This is a genomic window from Maribacter sp. PR1, from assembly GCF_028464145.1.
Classification (GTDB): Bacteria; Bacteroidota; Bacteroidia; order Flavobacteriales; family Flavobacteriaceae; genus Maribacter.
In genome coordinates this window covers 1-24,372 of the sequence record NZ_JAQPCG010000011.1, presented here as the reverse complement: position 1 = coordinate 24,372, position 24,372 = coordinate 1, and the positions used below count along the sequence as shown (strand labels likewise).

26 protein-coding genes are annotated in these 24,372 nt (G+C 36.9%); 8 read left to right on the top strand and 18 right to left on the bottom strand.

Features of this window, described 5'->3' with window-relative positions; translation table 11 throughout:
- Positions 1-187: 187 nt before the first annotated feature.
- A complete protein-coding gene (locus PP182_RS19325) occupies positions 188-1,165 on the bottom strand; it encodes an endonuclease/exonuclease/phosphatase family protein (RefSeq protein WP_272652891.1) in 978 nt (325 codons plus the stop codon).
- A gap of 74 nt (positions 1,166-1,239) precedes the next feature.
- Between PP182_RS19325 and hflX the strand changes: the two genes are divergently transcribed.
- A complete protein-coding gene (gene hflX, locus PP182_RS19320) occupies positions 1,240-2,454 on the top strand; it encodes a GTPase HflX (RefSeq protein WP_272652890.1) in 1,215 nt (404 codons plus the stop codon).
- A 259-nt stretch (positions 2,455-2,713) separates the two neighbouring features.
- Here the strand turns inward: hflX and PP182_RS19315 are convergent, their stop codons facing one another.
- From PP182_RS19315 to PP182_RS19245, 15 genes are all read right to left on the bottom strand, one after another.
- Positions 2,714-3,643 carry a DUF3078 domain-containing protein gene (locus tag PP182_RS19315; RefSeq protein ID WP_272652889.1) on the bottom strand — a complete coding sequence of 310 codons (930 nt, stop codon included), beginning with the start codon at positions 3,641-3,643 and terminating at the stop codon, positions 2,714-2,716.
- Between the two features lie 71 nt (positions 3,644-3,714).
- The gene (locus PP182_RS19310) at positions 3,715-4,221 is read right to left on the bottom strand and encodes a DUF2480 family protein (protein ID WP_272652888.1); all 507 of its coding nucleotides are present in this window, start codon (positions 4,219-4,221) and stop codon (positions 3,715-3,717) included.
- Positions 4,222-4,240: 19 nt separating this feature from the next.
- On the bottom strand, positions 4,241-4,573 hold the full coding sequence (locus tag PP182_RS19305) for a DUF59 domain-containing protein (protein WP_094996716.1): 333 nt from the start codon (positions 4,571-4,573) through the stop codon (positions 4,241-4,243).
- Between the two features lie 5 nt (positions 4,574-4,578).
- Positions 4,579-5,001 (bottom strand): SufE family protein, encoded by a 423-nt coding sequence (locus PP182_RS19300; protein ID WP_272652887.1) that lies wholly within the window; start codon positions 4,999-5,001, stop codon positions 4,579-4,581.
- Positions 5,002-5,074: 73 nt separating this feature from the next.
- A complete protein-coding gene (locus PP182_RS19295; protein WP_272652886.1) occupies positions 5,075-6,289 on the bottom strand; it encodes an aminotransferase class V-fold PLP-dependent enzyme in 1,215 nt (404 codons plus the stop codon).
- Between the two features lie 68 nt (positions 6,290-6,357).
- Complete coding sequence (locus tag PP182_RS19290) at positions 6,358-6,906, bottom strand: porin family protein (RefSeq protein ID WP_272652885.1); 549 nt, start codon at positions 6,904-6,906, stop codon at positions 6,358-6,360.
- A gap of 173 nt (positions 6,907-7,079) precedes the next feature.
- Positions 7,080-7,670 carry an outer membrane protein gene (locus tag PP182_RS19285; protein WP_272652884.1) on the bottom strand — a complete coding sequence of 197 codons (591 nt, stop codon included), beginning with the start codon at positions 7,668-7,670 and terminating at the stop codon, positions 7,080-7,082.
- A gap of 183 nt (positions 7,671-7,853) precedes the next feature.
- Complete coding sequence (locus tag PP182_RS19280; protein ID WP_272652883.1) at positions 7,854-8,510, bottom strand: porin family protein; 657 nt, start codon at positions 8,508-8,510, stop codon at positions 7,854-7,856.
- Positions 8,511-8,516: 6 nt separating this feature from the next.
- Positions 8,517-9,833, bottom strand: coding sequence for a Fe-S cluster assembly protein SufD (gene sufD, locus PP182_RS19275; protein WP_272652882.1), 1,317 nt, complete (start codon positions 9,831-9,833; stop codon positions 8,517-8,519).
- A gap of 69 nt (positions 9,834-9,902) precedes the next feature.
- On the bottom strand, positions 9,903-10,655 hold the full coding sequence (gene sufC / locus PP182_RS19270) for a Fe-S cluster assembly ATPase SufC (RefSeq protein WP_272652881.1): 753 nt from the start codon (positions 10,653-10,655) through the stop codon (positions 9,903-9,905).
- A gap of 6 nt (positions 10,656-10,661) precedes the next feature.
- Complete coding sequence (locus PP182_RS19265; protein WP_272652880.1) at positions 10,662-11,528, bottom strand: N-acyl homoserine lactonase family protein; 867 nt, start codon at positions 11,526-11,528, stop codon at positions 10,662-10,664.
- A 98-nt stretch (positions 11,529-11,626) separates the two neighbouring features.
- Positions 11,627-13,072, bottom strand: coding sequence for a Fe-S cluster assembly protein SufB (gene sufB / locus PP182_RS19260; protein ID WP_272652879.1), 1,446 nt, complete (start codon positions 13,070-13,072; stop codon positions 11,627-11,629).
- A 39-nt stretch (positions 13,073-13,111) separates the two neighbouring features.
- Positions 13,112-13,441: a HesB/IscA family protein gene (locus PP182_RS19255; protein ID WP_272652878.1), complete on the bottom strand. Its 330-nt coding sequence runs from the start codon at positions 13,439-13,441 to the stop codon at positions 13,112-13,114.
- A 126-nt stretch (positions 13,442-13,567) separates the two neighbouring features.
- The gene (locus PP182_RS19250) at positions 13,568-14,911 is read right to left on the bottom strand and encodes a hypothetical protein (protein ID WP_272652877.1); all 1,344 of its coding nucleotides are present in this window, start codon (positions 14,909-14,911) and stop codon (positions 13,568-13,570) included.
- A 3-nt stretch (positions 14,912-14,914) separates the two neighbouring features.
- On the bottom strand, positions 14,915-16,156 hold the full coding sequence (locus tag PP182_RS19245; protein WP_272652876.1) for a choice-of-anchor B family protein: 1,242 nt from the start codon (positions 16,154-16,156) through the stop codon (positions 14,915-14,917).
- Positions 16,157-16,217: 61 nt separating this feature from the next.
- On the opposite strand from PP182_RS19245, the gene thiL reads away from it, so the two are divergent.
- On the top strand, positions 16,218-17,267 hold the full coding sequence (thiL, locus tag PP182_RS19240; RefSeq protein WP_272652875.1) for a thiamine-phosphate kinase: 1,050 nt from the start codon (positions 16,218-16,220) through the stop codon (positions 17,265-17,267).
- A 156-nt stretch (positions 17,268-17,423) separates the two neighbouring features.
- On the opposite strand, the gene PP182_RS19235 is transcribed toward thiL, so the two are convergent.
- Entirely contained in the window at positions 17,424-17,639 is a 216-nt protein-coding gene (locus PP182_RS19235) for a hypothetical protein (protein ID WP_272652874.1), read from the bottom strand.
- Between the two features lie 247 nt (positions 17,640-17,886).
- On the opposite strand from PP182_RS19235, the gene brnQ reads away from it, so the two are divergent.
- From brnQ to PP182_RS19215, 4 genes are all read left to right on the top strand, one after another.
- Positions 17,887-19,197 (top strand): branched-chain amino acid transport system II carrier protein, encoded by a 1,311-nt coding sequence (brnQ, locus tag PP182_RS19230; RefSeq protein WP_272652873.1) that lies wholly within the window; start codon positions 17,887-17,889, stop codon positions 19,195-19,197.
- Between the two features lie 182 nt (positions 19,198-19,379).
- Entirely contained in the window at positions 19,380-19,706 is a 327-nt protein-coding gene (locus PP182_RS19225) for a hypothetical protein (RefSeq protein WP_272652872.1), read from the top strand.
- Positions 19,707-19,807: 101 nt separating this feature from the next.
- The gene (locus PP182_RS19220) at positions 19,808-20,317 is read left to right on the top strand and encodes a hypothetical protein (protein ID WP_272652871.1); all 510 of its coding nucleotides are present in this window, start codon (positions 19,808-19,810) and stop codon (positions 20,315-20,317) included.
- 255 nt (positions 20,318-20,572) lie between these two features.
- Positions 20,573-21,013 carry a nuclear transport factor 2 family protein gene (locus tag PP182_RS19215; RefSeq protein ID WP_272652870.1) on the top strand — a complete coding sequence of 147 codons (441 nt, stop codon included), beginning with the start codon at positions 20,573-20,575 and terminating at the stop codon, positions 21,011-21,013.
- A 145-nt stretch (positions 21,014-21,158) separates the two neighbouring features.
- Here PP182_RS19215 and PP182_RS19210 read toward each other — a convergent pair whose 3' ends face one another.
- A complete protein-coding gene (locus PP182_RS19210) occupies positions 21,159-22,247 on the bottom strand; it encodes a serine hydrolase domain-containing protein (RefSeq protein ID WP_051199795.1) in 1,089 nt (362 codons plus the stop codon).
- A gap of 230 nt (positions 22,248-22,477) precedes the next feature.
- Between PP182_RS19210 and PP182_RS19205 the strand changes: the two genes are divergently transcribed.
- On the top strand, positions 22,478-23,431 hold the full coding sequence (locus PP182_RS19205; protein WP_272652869.1) for a sensor histidine kinase: 954 nt from the start codon (positions 22,478-22,480) through the stop codon (positions 23,429-23,431).
- A complete protein-coding gene (locus tag PP182_RS19200; protein ID WP_272652868.1) occupies positions 23,428-24,126 on the top strand; it encodes a LytR/AlgR family response regulator transcription factor in 699 nt (232 codons plus the stop codon). The genes PP182_RS19205 and PP182_RS19200 overlap by 4 nt, the downstream gene beginning before the upstream one ends.
- Positions 24,127-24,372: the final 246 nt, after the last annotated feature.

Here is a 24,372-nt window from a genome sequence, read left to right as displayed (position 1 = left end):
GTGTTTTTGGTAGTCCATATCACCGTTAATTAATTGTAAGATTTGGACTACAATAATATTTAAAGACTAGCATGCTCCAGTAGCGGAAGCCAACTTATTCGATGAAATACATAGCAGAATTTTACTCTTTGTTGTGAAAGTGCAATTTTTTGATGTTTATAAGAATATCCCTACTTTATCATGTTTGCTATTTATTATATTTTAAAACGATATAAACCGGAAAATGATCACTATATCCTCCCAAATATTTCTTCCCTGCAAAAGTTCTAAAAGGGTTTCCTTTATACTTTCCCTTATTCTCCTTTAAAAAATCATGGTCAAAAATATTGGCTGTATCAAAGCTGTGTTTAGCCTTCCTGTACTTATAAAAGCTGTGCGAAAGCATAATCTGATCAAATAAATTCCATGCTTTTCTATAACTGGCACTTCCTCTAGCATTTGGAATATGTAGACTTTCCATAGGGTTATGTAGACCTGAGTGCTCTAGAAGTGTCTGAATACTCAAGGATTGTGGATCATCATTGAAATCGCCCATTACTATATAATTTGGCGAAGCTTCATGAACTTCAATAGCTTTCATTTTTTTCTTGATGACTTCTGCTGCCGTCACCCTTTTATATTCCGTAGTTTCGGCTCCTTCCCTTCTAGAGGGCCAATGATTCACGAAAAGATGAATGTTCTCCCCATTTAGCAAGCCCCGAACATATAATATATCTCGGGTAGTATCTCGTATTCCATCAGGGTTATTTACCAAAAGAGGAATAGCATTTGATTCCAACACCTTAAAATATTTCTGATGATATATAAGTCCGGTATCTATTCCCCTTTCATCTGGGGATTCATAATGTATGAAGCTATAATTTATGTCGTTCAGGGGGGAGGTATTCAACAAATCCTGCAAGACGAATTTATTCTCGGCCTCCGCCACTCCTATAAGAACAGGCGGATACCTATTTGTAGAATGTCCAATTTTTAAAATGGTTTTGGCCAATCCGGAAAGTTTTCTTTTGTATTTTTTAGTGGTCCATTTTTTAAACCCATTCGGAGTAAAATCATTGTCCAAGGTAAATTTATTGTCTTGGGCATCGAACAAATTCTCTAAATTATAGAATGCAATAGTATATAATTGCTTTGAAGTTCTTTTTTTGAAGAATGAAAATAACATATCTACGCTTTAGGGGCCATAAATTTACTAAAATAGCTTAGCCTCTTTTATGTAATTTTGCATTTTACTATTATATGCTAGAGAAGAAAACAACGGAATACGAAAAAGCTGTCCTTATTGGAATAATCAATAAGGAACAAAACGAAGAAAAGGTAACCGAATATCTGGATGAACTGGAATTCTTGACTTATACCGCTGGCGGCGAGGTCATGAATAGATTCGTACAGAAGGTAGATGTACCCAACCCAAAAACACTAATTGGCAGTGGAAAAATGGAAGAGGTACAATACTATGTAGAAGAGAATGATATTGGCTCCGTAATATTCGATGATGAACTTAGTCCGGCCCAACAACGAAATATTGAAAAACAATTACGCTGTAAAATCATAGATCGCACCAGTCTAATCCTGGACATTTTTGCTCAACGTGCCCAAACCAGTTACGCCCGTACCCAAGTGGAGTTGGCTCAATATGAATATTTATTGCCAAGACTTACCGGACTTTGGACACACCTGGAGCGCCAAAAGGGAGGTATTGGTATGCGCGGTCCCGGTGAAACGGAAATTGAAACGGATAGGCGTATTGTACGGGACCGGATAACCCTGCTCAAAAAGAAATTACAGAAAATAGATAAACAAATGGAGACCCAAAGGGGTAATAGAGGCTCCTTGGTCAGGGTTGCTTTGGTTGGATATACCAATGTCGGTAAATCAACACTGATGAACGTAATTAGTAAAAGTGATGTTTTTGCGGAGAATAAGCTTTTCGCAACTTTAGACACCACGGTTAGAAAAGTGGTCCTTGGCAATCTACCTTTTCTTTTAAGCGACACGGTAGGTTTTATCAGGAAACTACCGACCCAATTGGTGGAAAGCTTTAAAAGCACCTTGGACGAAGTTAGAGAGGCGGACTTACTGCTACATGTCGTTGATATTTCACACCCTCAATTTGAAGAACATATAGATTCCGTTAATCAGATTTTGTCCGAAATTAAAAGTTCGGACAAAAAAACCATTATGGTCTTCAACAAAATTGACCAATATGAAAACGAAGTCATTGAAGAAGACGATTTAATGACGGAGAAAACAAGCAAACATTTCACCATTGAGGAGTGGAAGCGTACATGGATGGAGAAAGTTGGAAATAGGGCGCTTTTTATCTCCGCCCTTAATAAGGAAAACCTGGACGAGTTTAGGAAGCGAGTTTATAATGAAGTTAGGGACATCCATGTTACCCGTTTTCCATATAACAATTTCCTATATCCAGAGCATTTAGACGAGTATCAATAGTTATATCTACGGAATTTTGTGCTGTTCATCGATCATTTTAATACGCTCATATTTTTCACCACATTTTAAGTCCGGTTCACAACATAAATAAGAATAAAGCAAAAAGACGGTTGTATTTTTATGCTGTGTTTAAGTGATAGTGTTGACCCCAAATCAATATTTAACTTCTTAAGCTAAAAGTAAAACCCCAAATTTTACGATATCTACTTAACCAAAAAGCCCTCCAAAAGGAGGGCTTTTTAAATGTATATTATTTTATTTAGAAGGCATAATTTAATCCGAACAGCACATACGTCTGTAGGTCGTTATCAATGTTATCAAACGTAGCATTTGCATCTGGTGTTGGACCGTTTAGAGCGTAGTTTAACGCCTCTTGTTTATTATTTCTTAGGCCAAATTCGAAGCCAAGTCCAATTCCATTCCATAGCGTATAGCCCAGTGAATTAATCCAAGTGTAGTTGGATAGGTTACTGCTTTTGTAACTTTGAAACATGGATAAGTTAGTCTTGAAATTTACTTTTCCGATTTTCCTCGTATAATCTGCAACAATCTTAGCACCTAAAGAAGATTCAAAAACCGCATCGTTACTGCTAAATACGAAGTTGTAGTTTAAAGGATGGATGACCACAACCAAATCGGTGATAGGCGTCCAAGTGGCACCAACACCCAAATCCAAATAACCTGGGTCATTGAAATTGTTTAATATTGTTGTTCTATATTCCCCTAAGGCTGAGATTGCGAACTTTTCGTTCAACTTGCGCCCATACAGAGAGGTGATGGTAAAAACATCCGTTGCCTGCTTAAAGCTATCATCATCATCTGGGTCGTCCTTATCGTCAAACTTTACCCAACCAAGGTTAAGATTTCCAGAATTTCGCCAGAAGAATTTATCTTGTTGTAAGTTGGCAAAACCATTTACGGTAACTCCAATATTTCCCGATGAATTGTTGGGCGTTCCTTGTGCGTACCAGTTATTAAAACTACTGATATTGGCACCAATGGTTCCGAAGGCACCTTTTTTCCATCCCGGAAGGGTCGCAATTTCTGCTTTAATAGCGTCCACTCTTGCTTGGATAGCTTTAATTGAATCCTTTTTTGGAGCCAACTGAGCTTTAAGTTCTTCCTCAGTTTGTCCAAAACCAAAAGCACAACTTAAAAAAAGTGCCGTAAGTAGTAAAATGTTTTTCATGATTATGGTATTTATCGTGTTTAGAAACACAAATTTACAAAAGGTCACTATCCAGAAGGGAAATAATTCCGTTATTTCTTTTTGTAAAGCGGCACGGAAGAGCAGGCCTCCCCATACATGATGGACTTTGCAACACCCTGAAGTTTTTGGGTCAAATAAATATAAGCGTTAGCAGGAACCGGTTTATTGCTACATCCCTTGATGATAACCGACTTGTCCTTAAAAATACCATAATCCAAGTCCTCCAATGATTTATAGAACAAAGCGGTCTCTAAGTCCTCCAAGGAACCTTGGACCACTTGCAATGCATAGGGTTGCAACTTGGAAGCGACCAACATAAAAGCCCATCCAGGCACAATGGCGTCCGTAGAGCAAGTAATCGCCACATAGGTATCTTTATATTGGCTCCAATCATATTCTAGAAGTTGTTTTCTAAACTCCTTTTCCCTTAGAATAATACCCTTATAAAGCCAATTTTTGATATCTAACAAGGTCCTCTTCCCCGGTGGATAATATTCCTCCAAGTTAAAAGTAATTAGCTTACTTTGGGAAACCCTATTTACGATTTCATCTGACATAACTTTTCTAAAAGAGGCGTTACAAAAGACCTAATTCTAACTTGGCTTCCTCACTCATTAAATCTTGCGTCCAAGGTGGATCAAAGGTTATTTCTACCTCCGCATCCTTGATAGCGTTTAAAGATTTTACTTTTTCCTCTACCTCAACCGGAAGCGTCTCCGCAACCGGACAATTTGGGGAGGTTAAGGTCATTAGAATTTTGACCTCGCTATCTTCATTTACCAATACGTCGTAGATGAGACCAAGTTCATAAATGTCCACAGGTATTTCGGGGTCATATATGGTCTTTAGTACCTTGACTATTTTTTCCCCTAAATCCGAGGTATCCGTTCCAACTATTTCTTCACTCATATTTTCTAGTTTACTTGCGTTTGGTATGCTACAGCGTATAATTTTAGCTGTTTTATCATACTAACCAATCCGTTTGCCCTTGTGGGCGATAAATGTTCCTTTAAACCTATTTCATCTATGAAATTTGTATTTGCTTCAATAATATCCTTAGGTTTTTGATTACTGAATGCCCTAATCAGAATAGCAATGATTCCTTTTGTGATGATGGCATCACTATCAGCGGTAAAGACCAACTTGTTGTCTTGTAGTTCTGCATGCACCCATACCTTACTCTGGCAGCCTTTAATGATGTTATCATCCGTCTTATAGGCTTCATCGATCAAAGGAAGAGATTTTCCGAGTTCAATCATATATTCATAGCGTTGCATCCAATCATCGAACATGGAAAATTCATCCACTATATCGTCCTGTATTTCTTTTATTTCCATGAATTTCTTTTACACAAAAGTACGATAGGAATTGTTGGGAATCAAAAGTTTAGCCTTCCTCTAACAAATTAGATTATAAGAGCATTTTTCGGGCCCTTTCTACTCCAGAAACCAATGTGTCTATTTCTCCCTTTGTATTGTAAAAACTAAAGCTAGCCCTTACCGTACCGGGAATTTTATAGAAATCCATAATGGGTTGGGCGCAATGATGGCCTGTTCTTACGGCAATACCCAATTTATCCAAAATGGTGCCAATATCGTATGGATGAATACCATCAATATTAAATGAAATGACCGAAGTCTTATTTTTAGCCGTACCATAAATTTTGAGTCTGTCTATCTTTAACAATTCTTGGGTAGCGTATTGCAGCAATTCGTGCTCGTATTTGGCAATTTCATCAAAACCAATGCTGTTCATGTAATCCAATGCCGCACCAAAAGCGATACCTCCACAAATATTTGGGGTTCCAGCCTCGAACTTATGGGGCAGATCTGCGTAGGTCGTTTTTTCAAAGGTGACTTCGGCTATCATTTCGCCTCCTCCTTGGTATGGGGGCAACCTTTTTAACCATTCCTCTTTTCCATAAAGCATTCCTACTCCCGTAGGACCACACACCTTATGGGCCGATATGGTATAAAAATCCACATCCAAGGCTTGTACATCCGCTACAATATGTGGAGCTGCCTGTGCACCATCTATTAAGACAGCGGCGCCAACTCCATGGGCCCTGTCAATTATTTCCTTAATGGGGTTAATAGTTCCCAAGGCATTGGAGATATGATTACAGAATACCAGTTTCGTTTTTTCGGATAGTAATTCATCGTACACATCCATCAACAATTCCCCTTCTTGGTTCATGGGGATAACCTTTAAAACAGCACCTGTACGCTCGCACAACATTTGCCAAGGGACAATGTTGGAATGATGCTCCATAGCCGAAACCAAAATCTCGTCGCCATTCTCAATTAGGGAAGAAAATCCATTGGCCACCAAGTTTATACTATGGGTAGTGCCCGAAGTAAATAGAATTTCGTGAGAGTTGGCTGCATTAAAATGCTTTTGAATTTTTATACGTGCCTGCTCGTATTTATCCGTGGCCTCTTGCGAAAGCGCGTGAACACCTCGGTGTATATTGGCATTGTAATTTTGGTAGTAATCAACGATAACATCTATAACCTGCTGCGGAGTCTGGGAGGTAGCCGCATTATCCAAGTAAACCAAGGGCTTACCATTGACTTCTCGCTTGAGTATAGGAAAATCTTCTCGTATTTTTTTAATATCTAACATATCGATGTAATGATATACAAAGATACCTAGTATGTTACAATTAGTATTATCGAGAATACTTAATAAAATTAAAAAATCACATAACCCACAGATAGCTGAAGTAAGCCATAATATATCTTATCGGATAGACTTTGGTTTTCTACAATAGATTTTCTAAAAACATTGGATACTCCCAGATAAGAACGAAATTGAATGGAAAAGTTTTTTGGGAGGTCAATGCCCACACCTAGAGTAGGTCCATAATCTATGAACGAACCTCCAGAAACTTCAAATCCAATCTGTGGGCCCAATTCCAAGGAAATATTTTGGTTAAAATTAAATCGGGTAATTAAGGGTATTAGAAGAAACTCCGCTTTAGCCACAAATACGTCATCGTTCTGGTTAACTGAAGGTGAATCAAAATTTTCTAGTCTGGCATATTTGATTTTAGTTCCTTGAGAAGAATAAAGGATTTCTGGATGAAAACTGAATTTTCCACGTAAAGGGATTTCAGCAAAAACACCTGCATGAAAAGAGGTTCTAGCACTAAAGGGGTCATCCCCAGGAGCTATGGTTTTCGAGTAATTTAAACCACCTTTTATACCCATATTGAAATCTTGGGCATTTGCACGGTTCATTATTACAGTAAAAGCGAATAAAAAGAGGTGTAAACTGAAGTTTTTCAAAATAAAATAGTCACATGTTGTCGACGGAAAGTTACACCAATAAATTTTCTAACGATAGAAAATGCAATAAACGACCATTTTTTATCTCTTAAACTTTTGCACTTTATGTCTTTAAGTTTTATTGCTTAAAACCGTAAACCTACTCCTACTTTTAGTCTATCAATATTATCGGTGAAGTTATATGAAAACGATTCACCATCAATTGTGCTTACACCTTTATTATGTAGCCTTATATAATCATATTTGGCCTGTATAAAAAAACGTTTAGATATATCATATGTAACACCTAACTCCAAATTGAATCCTCCATCTGAATTATTGTCTGAATTCAATTGTACACCACTGATACTTCCCGATTGCTCATAAAAGAAAACACTGTACCCAAGACCTACTACAGGATGCAATTTTGGAACAAAGGGTAAATCAAATTCAGCAAAAACTTTTGGCTGAAGTATGTAATTAGTAAATTTAAAAGTATCATCATTATTCACTCCCGGTTTGTAACGCTCAAAACCAATATTAAAGTCCAAGCCAAGATGTACCAAATCTGTATTCAGAAAACGATACTTTAAGGAAGTGTCAAATGCAAGTTTTGGGTCACTCCTATCTTTAATTAACTGAATTGGATAATTCGCCTCAACACTCCATTTTTGGTCTTGAGAATAGGACAATAATGATAACAATACAAAGGCCGAAGTAATAAAAAGCTGTTTCATGGAACATTGATTGGATTAGTTGTTGATTCGGCTAATGTAGATTTACAGATTGTAGGAAAATAAAAATGGTTTGTTAATATTACTCAACAAACCGTTAATTGTAGCCTAAATCCTTCTTAAAAAACCTATATCTAAAAAGCCTTAGACTTTACCAACAGATACCATTGTATTAGAATGATTAATTTAGTTAATTGAATAATTCAATGATAACTGAATAGCAGCATTGTAATTTTGGGCTCCTTGGAGCGCATTAAGACGATTTCTAAGCCCTATGTAAAATCTTGGGGACAAGGATAGGTAATCATTCAGTTTTATTCCTAATCCTACTGCGGCGCCATAATCCAATTGAAAATCCCCGGAAACGGTAGACCTTCTTTCTATATTCGAATTTTGATCTAGATTTTTGTTTTTTGTTACCTGATTGAGTAAAAACCCAAACTGTGGTCCAAATTCTATGTCTATACGTTCATTAAGTACAAACTTTCCTAAAATAGGGACAGTAATATAATTTAACTGAACGTTGGTTCTAAAATCGTTTTCTTCTCCCACGGAACCGTTTGATTGAATAGCGGCCAAATCCGTACTGTATTGAAACCCTTGGGAAGAATATAATACCTCTGGTTGTAATTTAAAGTTTCCGTAAAAGTCTATCTCCAAAAATACACCACCATGACCGGAGAACCGAAATTTCAATCCGTCAGTCAGGTCTCCCACTATGGACGAATAATTAAATCCTCCTTTTACCCCAAGATGGGTCTCTTGAGATTGTACCCCTATATATGAAAATAAAAAAAGAGCCATTGCAAAAACGGCTCTTCTATATATCCGGCAATATTTCATCCTATTTTACAAATTGAACCCAAGGTTTACGCCTAATTTATTAGCGATTAACTTATTAATTCTTGTCTTTAATTCTGGTATCCGCACTGATGATAGTACATTATTTGCAAAAGCGTACATCAACAAAGCCCTGGCCTCCTTTTTGGGAATTCCCCGAGTTTGTAGGTAAAATAAGGCCTCTTCATCCAATTGCCCAATCGTACAACCGTGAGAACATTTTACATCATCTGCAAAAATCTCCAATTGGGGCTTGGTGTTAATCGTTGCCTTATCACTAACCAAAATATTATTGTTCTGCTGAAACGCGTTGGTTTTCTGCGCAATTTTGTCTACGATAATCTTACCATTAAAAACCCCTGTAGCACTATCTCCGTAAATACCCTTGTAATCTTGGTGACTTTCACAATTAGGTTCTATATGGTGTACCAAGGTATGATGATCTACATGTTGCTTATCCCCTAAAATGGTGACCCCTTTCATTGTGGAGTCTATATACTCCCCATTTTGGTAGAAATTAAGGTTGTTACGAATTAGCTTACCACCAAAGGAAAACGTGTGGACCTTGACGACACTTTTATCTTTTTGGTTGATGTAGGTGTTATCTATCAAGGAAGCCGTAGAAGCATCATTCTGAATCTTATAATAATCCACGATTCCATTCTCGGCAGCAAAAATCTCGGTAACAGAATTGGTCAACACTTCATTTGTCGTCAGACTTTGATGGCGCTCTATAATCTGGACTTCTGCATTTTCCTCTACAACCACCAAATTTCGGGGTTGTAACATTAAGGAAGCTTCATTCCCCGTAGCGAGATGCAAGATCTCTATAGGCTTTTTCGGCATTTTATTCTTGGGAATATAAATGTATGCCCCTTCCCTACTGAAAGCTGTATTTAGCGTGGTCAACGACTCATCCTTAGAAGCAACCTTATTAAAATATACGTCGATAACCTGTTTATACATAGGTTTGGTCAACGCTGAACTCATCAAACATATATCCACTCCGTCATGTGTCGTTTCCGAAAGGTAGGAACTATAAATACCATCAATAAAAACAATTTTGTAGGTATCTATTTCATGCAAGAAATATTTTTTTACCTCTTTGTATTCCAATGCATTTTCCTCTTTTGGAAAGATGCTAAAATTTGTTTTCTGGAGGCTGTTTAAGGAAGTGTATTTCCAGGCCTCCTCCTTTTTTGAGGGAAAACCTTTTTTCTCAAAGTTCTTCATTGCTTCCGCACGTACGTCGTGAACAGGATGTTCTACATCCACGTTGTTCTCAAACGCCATAAAGGAAGAAATTAATTTATCTTTTAAATCCATTTTCTACTATTTTAAGTAATTGGCATAAAGCATTCAAAAGTTAACACGCATTACTTTGTGTGCAATACTTTAAATCGCAGCTTCCTGCTTTAACCAATCATATCCTTTCTCCTCTAGCTCCATAGCAAGTTCCTTACCTCCAGACTTAACGATCTTTCCATCGTGCAATACGTGTACAAAGTCTGGAACTATATAATCCAATAATCGCTGGTAATGTGTAATAACGATTACCGCATTATCCTTACTCTTTAACTTGTTAACTCCGTTGGCAACAATTCTAAGGGCATCGATATCCAAACCGGAGTCGGTTTCGTCCAAAATAGCCACCTTAGGCTCCAGCATCGCTAGTTGAAAAATTTCATTTCTTTTCTTTTCCCCTCCTGAAAAACCTTCATTTAGAGACCTGGACAAAAATTTACGGTCAATTTCCAACATTTCGGATTTATCCCGTATCAACTTCAACATTTCGTTGGCGGGCATATCCTCCAAGCCCTTGGCTTTTCTGGATTCGTTAATTGCCGTTTTCATAAAGTTGGTTACGGATACACCGGGAATTTCTACGGGATATTGGAACGAAAGAAATATACCTTTATGTGCCCGCTCCTCTGGAGCAACCTCTTCCAAGTTCTCACCATCCAGTTCAACGGAACCTTGGGTAACCTCAAATTCCTCTTTCCCGGCAATGACCTCAGCCAATGTACTTTTCCCGGAACCGTTCGGTCCCATGATTGCATGAACCTCACCTGGTTTAACTTCAAGGTTTATTCCCTTTAATATTTCCTTATCATCTACCTGCGCATGCAGATTACTAATTTTCAACATATTCTTTTACTTTAAATATTCAGGTGCCTTTGGCATTTTATTAAAATCGTCTTTTTGATGTTGCACATAAACTTTTGCATCCTTCACTTTTGCAAAAGCTTCAAAGGAATCCATACTCGCCAATGTTTGCTCCACATCAAAATTAAATATAGGTACTCTTTTAAACTCCCTATTTTCATATAGGTGATATAAATCACCGGTTAAAAGGGTTGGTCCGTTTTCGGGCAAATCTAAAAACAAAACCTGATGACCAGGCGTATGTCCCGGCATGGACTTAATGACTACCGTACCATCCTCAAAAACATCATAGTCCCCCTCTATTTTTTGTACGTCCTTTAATTCCTTTACCGCATCGTACAATTCCGGATTGGAAGCTGCAGTTGCCTCGGATGCAACAAAATCATACTCTAAATCGGGAACCAACCAAGTGGCATCTTCAATTTCGTTTGCGTGACCACTATGGTCAAAATGTGTATGGGACAAAGCAATAAAATCAATATCATCTGGAGTTAACCCAATTGATTTCAATTGATCGGCTACCGAGTCTTTTCTAGAAACCGTAAATGCTCCATTAGGAACAGTTAAAGGTTCCTGGCCTACCAACATTTCGGGCAAACCTGCATCCCACATCAAAGTTCCCTTAGGGTGGCTAATTACATAAAAAGGATCTGCAAATTCCTTTGTTTGACCTTGGTAGGTAGTATCTTGAGAAAATAATTCCAAGTTGTTCACCATTATCGTACCTCCGTCAAAAGTATAGAGTTTAATCTCTGGTACAGGTTCTTCGGCAACCTCCGTCTTCGCTTCTTTTTTCGCCTCTTTACAGGAAAAAGTGAGACATACCAACATGAACAATAAGAAGTACTTCTTCATATATAAATTTCAATTATCGTGGAACCTCTTTTAAATTCTTCTTCTATTTTTAATTAATGGGTTAAACCCTTTAAGTAAATAGGACAGTAATTTTAAAACTAACCTACGGACCCTTCCAAACTAATTTCCAAGAGTTTTTGTGCTTCGACCGCAAACTCCATGGGAAGTTTATTTAAAACCTCCTTGCTAAATCCGTTAACAATCAAGGCTATCGCTTTTTCTGTATCTATTCCCCTTTGGTTACAATAAAAAATTTGGTCCTCCCCAATTTTACTGGTAGTAGCCTCATGTTCTATCTGGGCCGATTTATTCTTGGCTTCTATATAAGGGAATGTATGTGCACCGCATTCGTTGCCCATTAAAAGGGAATCGCATTGGGAAAAATTTCGAGCATTCTCGGCACGGCTATTAACCTGTACCAAACCTCGATAACTATTTTGTGACTTCCCGGCAGAAATACCTTTGGATATAATGGTACTTTTTGTGTTCTTACCCAAATGGATCATCTTGGTACCTGTATCTGCCTGCTGGTAGTTGTTGGTCACTGCGATGGAATAAAACTCTCCAATGGAATTATCCCCTTTAAGTATACAGGAAGGATACTTCCAAGTTACCGCAGAGCCCGTCTCAACTTGTGTCCAAGAAATTTTTGCGTTCTTTTCACAAAGTCCTCTTTTGGTCACAAAATTGTATACACCTCCTTTACCTTCCTTGTTCCCCGGGAACCAATTCTGGACCGTTGAGTATTTTATCTCGGCATCATCCAGAGCTATAAGTTCCACTACGGCTGCGTGCAATTGATTCTCATCTCTTGATGGGGCCGTACAACCTTCCAAATAACTCACATAGCTACCTTCATCGGCTACCACTAGGGTTCTTTCGAACTGTCCTGTCCCCGCTTGGTTAATTCTAAAGTAAGTGGAAAGTTCCATAGGGCAACGCACGCCTTTGGGTATGTAACAAAAACTCCCGTCTGAAAAAACGGCGGAGTTTAAAGCCGCATAGAAATTATCTTTTTTAGGAACTACGGTGCCCATATATTTTTTCACCAATTCCGGATGCTCCTTGATCGCTTCGGAAATGGAACAAAAGATTATTCCTTTTTCGGCCAATGTTTTCTTAAATGTCGTAGCAACGGAAACGGAGTCCATTACAATATCCACGGCAACCCCTGCCAATTTCTTCTGCTCATCTATGGATATCCCTAATTTCTTAAAGGTGTCCAGCAATTCTGGATCTACCTCATCCAAACTATCGTATTTTGGTTTTTTATTGGGTGCCGAATAATAAGAAATGGATTGAAAATCGGGCTTTTTGTATCGTACATTGGCCCATTCCGGTTCTTTCATTTCCTTCCAAGCTTTAAATGCTTCCAATCGCCATTTGGTCATCCACTCGGGCTCCTCTTTCTTTTTGGAGATGGCAATAACAATCTCCTCGTTTAACCCCACAGGGAAAGTATCCGAATCTATATCTGTATAGAAACCATATTCATATTCTTTGGTTTCCAATTCTTTTTTTAATTCCTCTTCAGTATATGCCATAAATTCTTAGTTGAATAATTGTAGCTGTACAATTATCGATTATAGTGAAAAACTTTCGCCACAACCACAGGTTCGTTGTGCATTTGGATTATTGAAGACAAAACCTTTTCCATTTAGACCTCCAGAATATTCCAATGTCGTACCAACTAAATATAAAAAACTCTTTTTGTCTACAATAATACGGACATCGTTATCCTCAAAAACCTTATCGGTTTCTTCTGTTTTGTTATCAAAGTCAAGCTCATAGGACAACCCACTGCAGCCTCCACTTTTTACACCCACTCGAACATAGTCCTTAGAAGCGTCATACCCTCCTTCTTCCATAAGGGTAATCACTTTCTTTTTTGCTGTTTCCGATACTTGAATCATATCTTAAAATGGATTAATTATAAATAGTCTACAAATATACTTTATTGGGGAGTAATTCCAATAGGGTCTAACATTATTATAACGTATTAAACTATTGGTGTTTTCTATCTAAAAAGAGGATAGCTTCTACCGAAGCTTTATGATTATTAAATCTGTTTTCCCTTTCGAAGTTATATCCGGAAAATCAGAACTCTGGCTCGCTCCTACCAAGACAACACTACCGTCCCGGCCTTCCACCACATCATAACCAAAATCGATACCTGTTCCGCCAAAGCTTTGTTGCCAAATTAGACTTCCTTGATTATCGGTTTTTATAATCCATATGTCATTCTCACCACTATTCGATGTAGCATCCAAATCTGAGCTTTTTGAGTTCCCGACCACATAATAACCGCCATCTTTGCTTGACCTAACAGCCTGGGCAGCATCAAAACCAGTTCCTCCATAAGAGCGTTCCCAAATAAGTTTACCGAAATCATCCACTTTAATCAACCAAAAATCGGATTCCCCCTTATAATTACCTATGTCACCATCCACACTAAATGAATTACCGGCAACCACATAGCCCCCGTCCAGCGTATTGTCAATATCATAGGATATTTCAATTCCTGAGCCTCCAAAAGAGCGCTCCCACAGAAAATTCCCCTGACCATCTATCTTGACCAACCAATAATCATAGCTGCCTTGTGTGCTGCTAATATCGAAATCATCACTTTCCGAAAAACCCGCCATTACAAAACCCCCATCCTCTGAACGAACTACAGCATGGGACCTGTCATTGTTACTACCCCCAAAATATCCTCTCCATTGCAAATTTGCCGAAGCGTCAATCTTGGTGCCCCAGAATTCACCTACCCCATGACGTGTCAATGTGTTACCTTTTTCCGTATTCCCATCGGCACGAGCAGATGTAATATCCAAAAAACCAGTAAAAAAGAAGCCACCGTCATCAGTTTGTAGAATATCATAGGAATGATCATGACCTGAAAAACCAAAGCTCTTTTCCCATTCAATAGCACCAGAAGCATCAAGTTTTAGGAGCCAATTATCATGAAAACCTTGATTAACGGAACCGTCACCATCATCACTCATTGCATAACCAGTTAAAGCATATCCACCGTCAAAGGTCTGGACCAAACTTTGTCCACGGTCGTCCTTAGATCCACCATATGTTTGGTTCCATTGAAGATTACCTTCAGCGTCAAGTTTGAGCAGCCAGTAATCATTAACCTCTAGCGTTTTGTACTGCAAATCACCATCTACGCTGTTAGAAAAGCCCAAAATGGCATATCCACCGTCTATAGTCTGAATAATGGATTGTCCCGTATCCTCTCCGCTTCCTCCAAAATTCTTGACCCATTCCACTTTTCCCAAAAAGTTGGAACCACTGCTTTCAAAATTATCCTCCAAAGCATCATTGGAGCAGGATATACCAATAAGCAATAATAAAAACAAGTAGAATTTATACATGATTTACTCTGATTTCTTAATTACAAAAAAACCATTGCTAATATCACTTACTACGATTTTACCACTTTCAAAAAAAGGATATACACTCCAAACCCCGTCAAAATCGGTATTATTGTTCAAAGGGAACGTATCAAAAAATCCTATTTCGGTGATGTTCTTAGCTGCTATATCAGAAATATCCAAAACACGGACTCCGGCTGTGTAGTTCGCCAGAAAAAACTGATTTCCCAGAACGTAACCATTGTGATCTATAGCATTGGTTGGTCCCAAATATGTATCATGCAGTACCGGGTTGTCCAAATCGGACATATCAAAAACCAAGGTTCTGGATTGGAAGCCAGAATTAATCTCATCTAATTCATCCCCGAGAATAAAATAACGTTGATCCTCGGTAAACCACCCTTGATGTGTGTAACCAATGTTGGGGTAAGGTAGTGTTGCGATTTCCTGTGGGTTTTCTTTATCCGTAATATCCACGACCACAACTTGAGATTCATTCGCCCCGACAAAAATTTCTGCCCCTGCATAATCCGTGTCCGGACCCGTATAGGAAATCACTTGGGCATCATGGGTATATCCGTTTTCCGCCCAACCACCTGCTGCTGCGGGAGACTCAGGATTTGAAAGGTCTAAAAAATGAATTCCGCCATTGTATAGATCATTCCGATCGGTACCTACGGGATATGCATACCCAGAATTCTCATTGATTACGATATTGTGCGCATTTCCTATATCGGTAAACCTACCATTTTCCTCAAATTCAAAAGGAACATCGCTTGCATTGCGCAATTTTCTCAAATCGAACACCTGTACACCATGTCCTTCAGCTTCTGCAACGATGTAGGCGAAATTTTCATAAACTTTAATATCCCGCCATGAACTGGACGTTGTCGCTGTTGGTAGTTTTCCGAGATAAATAAGGTTTTCAGTATCCGAAATATCGATAAATGCAGTTCCGTTATCCAAGCCCATTATGGCGTATTCCTTTCCGGTCATTGTATCGGTCCATCCCCAGATATCATTAGCAGATTGTGCCCCGAATTCCATAAGGGCTATATGCCCTAATAAATCATATCCGTTGCACGGATATTCCCCTGCAAAACCATTTTCACAAGGGACCAGAGAGGTCTCCCCTGAATTCTCCGGATTCATAGTTTCATTCTGTGATTCATTCTCTAAATTATCATCATTCTTTGAGCAAGAAGAGAGCATTATCATCAGAATTAGTAGCACTGTATTTTTCATACCGAGAAAATTATACCAAGAGTAAAGATACGATATAAAATATCCTGTTTACTTTTGCAAAATGCTAGAAGACAAGAACAAAGAAAGAACATCTTTAGAAAAAATGGGCGAGTTTGGCCTTATTGACCATCTGACCCAGCAATTTACCATACAAAACAAATCCACAGTTAAAGGGGTAGGTGATGACGCGGCAGTACTGGATTTTAAAAACAAAAAAATGGTGCTTTCCACCGATTTGTTGGTAGAGAGCGTACATTTTGACCTCAGCTATATGCCATTAAAGCATTTGGGCTACAAAGCAGTTATGGTCAACCTTTCCGACATATATGCCATGAATGCAAAGGCGACCCAGGTAACCGTTTCCATTGCCATTTCCAATAGGTTTCCTTTAGAAGCCTTGGAAGAATTATATGCAGGAATCCAATTGGCATGCAAAACATACGGTGTTGACATGATTGGTGGTGACACCACTTCGTCAAAAACCGGAATGTTAATTAGTGTCACCGCTCTTGGTGAGATCGAAGAAAATAAAATTACCTATCGTTCTGGTGCCAAAGAAAATGATTTATTGGTCGTGACCGGGGACCTTGGTGGCGCTTATATGGGACTTCAAGTTTTGGAAAGGGAAAAAGAAGTTTTTAAGGTAAACCCTAATAATCAACCAGACTTAGAGCCCTATAGCTATATCGTAGAGCGCCAGTTAAAGCCAGAAGCTAGAAAGGATATTGTAGAGTTACTCGGAAAGTTGGAAGTGTTACCCACCTCTATGATAGATATCAGTGATGGACTTTCTTCGGAAATATTACATCTATGCAAAAATAGCGAGGTAGGCTGTGCCTTGTATGAAAATAAGATTCCGTTGGATCCTACCGTGATTTCCAGTTGTGAAGAGTTTAAAATGGATAGCACCATGATTGCACTCAGTGGTGGTGAGGATTATGAATTGTTATTTACTATTGATCAATCTGATTTTCCAAAAATTAAAGGTAATCCAAGCCTGACCGTCATCGGTCATATTACCAATAAGTCGAATGGTGCTAATTTGGTGACCCGAGCAGAATCTTTAATTCCCTTAACGGCACAGGGCTGGAATTCGTTTCAGGATTCGTAAACAAAAAAACCTGAAAATAAAGGGCGATTCTTTCCTTATCCGTTGTGGGGCATACGACAGGTAAGAAGAAAGAGGCTTACTTAATTTCCAGGAATACGTTGAATATTTCAGATGGGTAATCCTTCTAATCTAAAAAAGTATTTTATTGGGCCAGTTTTAAGCTACCTGATGCTCAGGATGCCTGTTTTGGTAAATACGTTCCAAAGTTCTGTTGATATCCTGTAGTTCAGGAGTCAAAATGGATAAATTACCACTAACGTCGGTTGTGACTTCTTTGCTACAGTGAATACATTTGTATTCCTTGATATGGGAAGTTACTTTTTTGGAGACTGAGTAATGATGGCCAAAAATATTGCAGAAAAGTTTTTTCATGCCGTAGGATTTTTAGGTTCACATTTGGTTCGATTTGGGAATCGGATTAAATGCTGTAATTGTTAATTTGATTTTCAATGTTGCTTAAGAGAACGGGTTGTTTTCAATAATTATTGTTAAAGTATATTATTTTAATCATCTGAGCCATAATTTGTTGTGATGTGCCCTAAAGTTGTGGTCAACCTTAAATTTTTATAGGTCTTATTTTTTAAATACGTATTCCATCTTTTTAATTTATCTTCCCAAAATGGTATGGAATGGAAAAAGTACCCGGGAAATCTTGGTAACCGCCTTTGCACTGTTCTCCCTTTTTTTTGGAGCCGGCAACCTCATTTTACCACCCCAGCTCGGTTTTAAATCGGGAGAACTTTGGTGGTTGGTTACTTTGGGGTTTTGTACCTCGGCCGTCTTAATTCCTATACTTGGAATACTGGCACATGCCAAATTACAGGGAACTATTTTCGATTTCGGCAAAAAGGTCTCGTCCAGTTTTTCCCTGACCTACTCGCTAATCATTTATGCTATCGCCATAGGCTTACCCTCGCCCAGAACGGCCTCCGTAACCCATGAAATGGCCATTGCCCCTTTTTTTGATAGTTCGCCCTGGCTAACCAGCATCCTATATTTTGCCTTGGTGTTCCTATTTGTAATGAACCGATCTAAAATTTTGGATCTCATTGGCAAACTGTTGACCCCGGCCATATTTCTCATTTTAATAGGTATCATAGGAGTCATTACCTTTTCGCTGGATTATAATTTTGCGCACAGCACTTTGGAAAACCCCCTTACGAATGGAATTTTGGAGGGCTACCAAACTTTTGATGCCATTGGGGCCGTTGTTGTAGGTGGCGTAATTATAGTCTCCATAAACATAACCCATAAGAAAAAAACTTATGCAGAAAAGAAGACCTTGATTCGAAAAGCGGGATGGCTTGCCGGGTTGGCCCTCTTTATGATCTATATGGGGCTCATTCTTTCGGGAGCCTTGTCCCATTCCCTTTTTGAACTGGACATTTCCAGAACGGAACTCCTCTCCGGACTGGCCACCGAAGCATTGGGTAATTATGGCAACTTATTGTTGAGTATTTTGGTGGCTCTGGCCTGTTTCACCACCGCTGTAGGGGTTGTTACGGGAACCTCCGATTTTATACGATCACGATTTCAAGATTCCCAAAAAGCGTATACCATCACGGCTGTCCTGGGCTGTGTTCTAGGGGTTGTTATGGGGCAGTTTAATGTGGACTATATTATTGCCGTAGCCTTACCGGCTTTGATGATCATTTACCCCATTACGATTGTTTTGATATTGCTGAACATAGTCCCGGAAAATTACGCTTCCCCAACAGTTTTTAAAGCGGTCGTGTGGACGACCATTGTTTTTAGTATCCCGGATTTTCTGGGAACTATTGGAAGCCCCCTAGCCCCCAATCGGGGAATACTCGAATGTATATCTCTACAACAGTATAGTTTAGGGTGGGTGTTGCCGGCTTTGGTGGTCTTTGTTGTTGGGAATGGTATTCTTTATTTTAAGGTTCAAAAAAGAAATAAGACGGAATAAGTATCTTAGTTCCACATATAAAGAAGTATAGATCATTAATGATCTATATACAATTGTTGTAAAATATTTGAAAAAAAATGACAGTATCCGAATTATTTGAGGAATTGAAGAAATCTGAATTGTCATTTACTAAACCTAGTTTTCCGCGTGAAAGACAATGGCATATTAAACAACAACTTTCGATGAACACAATAATTGCGTGCGGATTAGCGGAGAAAGTGGGACAAAACAAATACTCTTTAAACGTAGAAGGCCGCAAAGCAGATGTTATTGGAATTAAGAAATATGCGAATGGATTGAAAGACAAAAATAGACGGGATTTGATTTATCATTCTTTCGGTCTCTCAAGAAGCTGGTACTATTTTCCCCTTTTAAAAATGAGCATAGAAAGAATTATTAATTCCACTATTTCAAAAGAAATTTGGTTCACTGTAAGAGGCGTTATTATTCTTTTAATTGCGTATTCCATTTGGGCGATTTATGGTGATTTTTTTAAGTCGTTGTTGTAAAAAATTTAAAATATACCTTACTCATCGAAAGGAACAGTTTACTCATTGCAGTTTTTCTACAATATTCAGTAGGTCTATTTTTGAGTTCTAAATCCAGTTAAATGAAACTATTCAATTTTCTCCTGTTTCTAATTTTAGCCAATTCATCCATAAACGGACAAAATGAATCTATTCAGCCTGCTGATTTGGAAGGTTTATATACTCGGGCGTTGAACAGCCGGGTTGATTTGATATTAGCGGGCGGATGGAATTACGTGGAACTAAATGAATACGGAAAGCGAATAAAGGACTTAGATGTATCCGACAGGTACAAATTTCTTACAAACAAAGAATTGATTGATTTATCAATTAGAAAGAAAAAAACAATCAACGTATATAGAGTTCTACATAAATCTATTGCCAAAGATACAATTGACATAAATTTTGGTATAGTAAACGTAACCGCAAAAAGAGGAATATTCTTCTCTCGTGGTATAAAATTAAAGAAAGCAAAGTTTAATCTAAGTTGTGGTGGTACGAATGGATATCAACCAGACATTCGCTTTGTTTTTAACGACGAGAAGAAAATTTGGGAGATTGTATATAATCGATATATCTCAACATCGGAGTAAAAACATTTTACAACAAAACCTATAAACAATACGGTCTTTGGGCTTAAACGAATGGTTTGCGTATTTTTATGAAGTCGCGAAATCTTTGGGATTTCGCTTTGGACAGAAAAAAGAAAAATCAAAACCAAAAGATTTCGCTAGGTGCGTGGCGGAAAGCAAATGCTAGTTTGCTCCCGCACTGTTCATAGCTAAACCGTTGTGCGTCACTTAAAAAATACTTCACAATAATTATAATTTAACCTCAATATATGAATTATGAGAACATTAAAACTCACTTTAATTGGTTTCCTTTTCATAACCACACTAGCAAGTGGCCAATCTACAGATGAAATAGAAATCAGAAGATTAGAAAAGCATTGGACGGAATTACTTGATAAGGGAGATACAACTTCATTATTAAAAATCTGGTCGAAAGAATATGTGGTAAACAATCCGAATGGAAAAATTGTGACTCCGAAAGAAATTGTTGCAATCATGAAAAGTGGACATGTATTCCCAAGTGTTGAAAGAATTATTGAAAAAATAACATTCAATCAAGATATTGCAATTGTAATGGGCAAGGAATTACAACAACCAGCAAGCATGAACACCAACAAAAAAGAATGGATACCGAGGAGATTTACAAATGTATGGATTAAATCCGAAAAAGGTTGGCAATTGACTGCTAGGCAATCGTCACAAATAGTTGATAAATAGAATTATACGGAAAAAAGCGAACGCACAACAAAACCTATAAACATGACCCGTCCTGAATAAAGGCTACATAATTTTAAACATTATGTACAAAAACAGTGAATGTTCAACTTATGGACATTCACTGTTAAAATAAGAGAAAATATAATTAGTTGCTTCCATGCCACTTGGCCCAATCTTTCATACTTCCAAATAAGACATTCCTTCCATTAGAGCCATTGGTAAGTACAATAATACCAGATTTCGATTCAAAATCGAGCATAAAACCAGATTGCCATCCTTCATTAGAACCACCATGACCAGATAATGTGAAATCCCCAAAACGATTCATAATCATATAACCCATTCCGTAATTCCCTTTTGATAGTTCGGTAGGTTCTATTAAAAGAGCAATGCTTTCTTCTGACAAAACAGGATTTTTTGAAAATGATGCTTTTGCAAAAAGAATAAGATCATTAAGTGTTGTATGTAAACCAGCTGCTGCTTGCGCATTGAAAAGGCGTAATGGAATTTCCTTTGCATCTTCATCATATGCCTTTGCAGATTTTTTTAAAACCTTTTTACTAATATTAAAACTTGTCTGTTTCATTCTCAAAGGCTTAAAAATATTTTCTTTCATGTAATCCGCAAATGATTTGCCACTAACGTTTTCAATAACTAATTGTAATATAGAATAACCACCACCTGAATATTTCCATTTGCTTTCAGGTTCCATAACGAGTTCTACAGCCTCATCTGAATTAGTAGTTCCGGATAACGACTCACCAATTGAAGTTAATTCATCTTTAGTTTCATAACCGCTGTAACCATGAACAGACAAACCTGCAGTATGTTGCAATAGGTTCCTTATGGTTACTTTATCTGAATCAAATTCACTAGATGGTAATTTCCAATTCAAAATATATTTTGAAACAGGAATATCTAAATTAAGTTTTCCTTCTTCTACCAATTTCATAATTCCCCAAGCGGTAAACATTTTTGATATAGATCCAATATTAAAGCCTGTTTTACTATTAACAATCTCATTTTTTTTTACATCAGAAAATCCATATCCCTTTTTAATAATCACTTGACCATCTTTAATAATAGCCAATGCCAATCCAGGTACTTTATTGTCTTGCAATGCCTTTGGTGTAGTTTCATTTAAAGTTTTTAATAGTTCCTTCTCAGAACTCGTTTGAGCATTTACAAATAAGGTTGATAATGCGATTGTAATAATTGTAATTAAAGTTTTCATATGTATTTAGTTTTAAATTCGATGCAAACCTAGAGCTGAATATTCGTTATTTAGAACTATTTTGATGAAGCTAACGTGTCAAATGGTAATCAACTCATTATAATATTTAAAGTACCTTTATCATTAAATTTGATACGTCTGGAATATGAAGAGAGACGTTCATAAAATAAAAATTGCAACCTTGAATATGCAATATAGATTTGTGTCAAAATCATAAATAAATTAAAATCATGACACATAAAAAACTTTATAAGGCCACAGCAATTCTATCTGGAATCATCATTATATTAATGCTAATTTTAAGAAACGCTCAAAGCGAAATTTTCACAGTACTATCAAGCACATTGGGCTTAGTTATTTTTTACACCCTTTTGTATTATCTCTTTCAAACTGAAAAGATAAAATTTGGAACGTCTAACCTTCGATTAAAATATCTCGTTTTAGGAATAAGTATTCCTCTTTTAATATTTGCTATTGATGTTACCACAGATTTAGATGGAGGTTTCCTAAAGAATAGCGTAAGAATTCTTTTGGCAATTGAAATTGCATACTTAATTTTCTATTGGACCTACGAATACCGAAAAAGTATTCAAAAACTTAAAAAAGATAAATTGGAAGCAGAATTGATGCTTTTAAAAAATCAAATAAATCCACATTTTTTCTTTAATACATTAAACAATTTATATTCCTTAATAAAGAAAGATGCTGATGCAGCTCAAGATTATGTTTTAAAATTATCCGATTTAATGCGATTTACCATTTATGATAGTGGTAAAGAAAGTGTAAAACTAAAAGACGAAGTAAGCTATTTAATAAATTTTATTGATTTGCAAACGGCCAGATACCACAAAGATATTGATGTTAATTTTGAAAAAACGATTAAGAATTCAGATGCAAGTATAGCCCCTTTACTGTTTATCATCTTATTAGAAAACGCTTTTAAGCATGGTGTTGAAAGAGCTACTGAAAATGCATTTGTTCATATAAAACTTATAGAAGATGATAATAAGGTAAGTTTTGCAGTCAAGAATAATTATGATACTGATGAATCATTAGAAAACAAAGGTATTGGACTCAAAAACTTAAAAGACCGCTTAAATTTATTATATCCAAATACACATACATTACATAATAGTATTGAAGAAAACATCTATTCAACAACATTAGAAATATATAAGAAATGATAAAATATATAATTGTAGACGATGAGACAGCCTCGCATGATAATATTAAAGATTATGCGAGTAACTTGACCTACCTATCATTCCAAAAAAGTTGTTATAATGCTTTTGAAGCTCTTGAATATTTAAATAAACATTCAATTGACCTTATCTTTTTAGATATTAATATGCCTAAACTTTCTGGTTTAGAATTTTTAAAGACACTTTCTAATCCGCCAAAGATTATTATTACCACAGCCTATGAAGAATTTGCATTAGAAGGTTATGAGTTGAATATTGACGATTATTTATTAAAGCCATTTAATTTTAGTCGTTTTGTAAAATCTGTTAGTAAAGTTTCCGATGCATTAGCTAATAAATCAATATCAATACAAAATTCTGAAACCAACGAAGGTGCTAAAATCTTTATAAAAGAAGATAAAAAATACTATCAGATTAAGTTGAAAGACATTCTATTTATAGAAGCTTATGGAAATTATGTAAAAATTAATATGGTTGACAGAATAATTGTTTCGCACCAAACATTAACATCCTTTACACATAATCTACCTGAAAGTCAATTTATAAGAGTGCATAAATCATTTATTATTTCAATTGATAAAATAGAACTAATTGAAGGTAATAGAATACATATAAAGGATCACAAAATTCCAATAGGCAAAATGTATAAGCTTAACATAAATCGATTAATAAAATAAAATATTCAAAAACGTGCTACAACAACGTGTCCTATGAAAAGCCCTAGTCCAGTTCTCTAAAGTTAATTAATATTTTCCTTTTGCCTTAAACCACCTTTTTTTTAATATAACTTGCTCCGCATCCTATTTGTGATACACTTTTTTTATTAGGGTTCACCAGCATCTGTATGATTATAAATTATAATAAACTCGGCCACTTGCTATAAAGATGTGATTCCAATTTCTTGAATCACCCACGTTGTTTTG